The following is a 2,181-nucleotide window of genomic DNA, read 5'->3' on the forward strand; positions in this document are numbered from 1 at the left end:
GCGCCATCAGGTGTGCTGGGGAGGATGGGGGCGCGGCGGAGGCTGGTCGGGGTCGTGCTCGTGTGCGCGGCCGCGTCCGCGTCCGGGGTGGCCCTCCGGGCTACGGCCGTCGGCACGGGGCCGGTGCGCGAGCTGGCGCGCGAGGGGCGGTTCGCGACCGCCGAGGTGGTCGTGACGGGCGACCCGCGGGCGAAGCCGGGAAAGGGCCGGCAGGTGATCATTATCCGGGGCCGGGCGGAGACGGTCCCCCGGGCGGACGTCCGCGTGCCCGTGCTGCTGATCGCGGACGACGCGCGCTGGCGCCGCATGGTGCCCAGCCAGCGGGTTCGTCTCCACGGCAAGTTCCTGCTCCCCGAGGGGGCCGACCTGCTCGCCGCGGTCGTGATCGTCCGGGGCCCGCCCACCGTTCTCGGGCCGCCGTCGCGGATGCAGCGCGCGGCCGAGCACGTCCGGGCGCGGCTGCGGGCCGCGGTGGCGCGACTCCCGCCCGACCAGCGCGGAGTCCTGCCGGGCATGGTCGTCGGCGACACCTCCGGCCTCGACCCGGCGCTGGCCGAAGACTTCCGCACCGCCGGGCTCACCCACCTGATGGTCGTGTCCGGGGCGAACCTCGCGATCGTCATCGGGGCCGTCCTCGGCCTGTGCCGGCTCCTCGGCCTCGGCCGCCGCCGCGCCCCGCCCGTCGCCGTCATCGCGGTGGTCGCTTTCGTCCTGGTCGCGCGTCCGGAACCGAGCGTCCTGCGGGCGACCGTCATGGGCCTCATCGGCCTCCTGGCGCTGGTCACCGGGCGGCAGCGCCAGGGCGTCCCCGCCCTGGCCGCCGCCGTGCTGCTCCTCGTGCTGATCGACCCGGCCCTGGCGCGCTCCTACGGGTTCACGCTGTCGGTACTGGCGACCGCCGGGCTGCTCGTCCTGGCGCCGCGCTGGCGGGAGCGGCTGGCCCGCCGGCTGCCCGGCCCCCTCGCCGACGCCCTCGCCGTCGCGGCCGCCGCACAGGTCGCCGTGTCCCCCGTCCTGGTGATGCTCTCAGGGGAGATAGGCGTGATCGCGGTGTTCGCGAACCTCTTGGCCGCTCCAGCCGTCGCCCCTGCAACCCTCCTCGGCGCACTCGGCGCCGTGACGGCCCTCGTCGCCCTGCCCCTCGCGCAGGCCATCGTGTGGCCCGCGGGCCTGGCGGTCGGCTGGATCATCCGGGTGGCCCGCACCGCCGCCGCACTGCCCTACGCCACGATCCCGTGGCCGGGCGGCGGGCTGGGGGCCATCACGCTGCTCCTCGCCGCCGGAATCGCCGTCCTGATCCTGCGCAGCCGCCACCTGCGCCTCCTCGCCGCCGCCGCGATGACCGGGATCTTGGCGGCGGTCATCGCCATGCGCGTGACGGCCCCGGGCTGGCCGCCGCCCGGCTGGCGGATGGTCGCCTGCGACGTGGGCCAAGGTGATGCGCTGGTCCTGTCCACCGCCCCCGCCCAGGCCGTCGTCGTCGACACCGGCCCAGACCCCGCCCTGGTGGACCGATGCCTCCGCCGGCTCGGCGTGCGGGACGTCCCCCTCCTCGTCCTGACCCACCCGCATGCCGACCACATCGACGGCACGTCCGGCGTCAGGAACGGCCGCCGAGTACACGCGATGCTGACGACCTCCCGCACCTCCGGCCGGGAGGCGCGCCTCGCCCCCGGCGTCCGCACCCACCACGCCGAGGCGGGCCAGCAATGGCGCATCGGCGGCCTGACCCTCTCGGTACTCGCCCCGCGAACCGGCCCGGCCCTCACCCCCGGAGACGACGGCACCGAGATCAACAACGCCAGCGTGGTCGTCGTGGCCCGCAGCCCCGGCTTCAGCGCCCTCCTGGCCGGCGACATAGAAGAGGAGGCACAACGCGCCCTGATAACGGCCGTCCCTCACGTCCAAGTCCTGAAGGTTCCCCACCACGGAGCCAGAGGACAGGCCCCAGAGTTCCTGGCCGCCGCCCGCGCCCCCGTCTCCCTGATCTCAGTGGGCGACGACAACGACTACGGCCACCCGTCCCCGGCAACCCTCGAACTCCTCCAGCGCCTCGGCACCCAGATCCACCGCACCGACCAGGAAGGAGACATAGCCATAACCCGGACGAGAACCGGCATAGCAGTAGTCCCGCACCGCTGACCCGCGACCGCCCAAGCCCCCCGTTGCCGTTCTCACGTC

Annotated in this window: 1 protein-coding gene; it reads left to right on the forward strand. The window is 75.2% G+C overall.

Annotated features, from left to right (window positions below; genetic code table 11):
- Positions 1-2,142: ComEC/Rec2 family competence protein (locus tag E1200_RS32790; protein ID WP_207933664.1), on the forward strand; the 2,142-nt coding region annotated here is incomplete at its 5' end.
- Positions 2,143-2,181: the final 39 nt, after the last annotated feature.

The organism is Actinomadura sp. GC306 (assembly GCF_004348665.1).
Classification (GTDB): Bacteria; Actinomycetota; Actinomycetes; order Streptosporangiales; family Streptosporangiaceae; genus Spirillospora.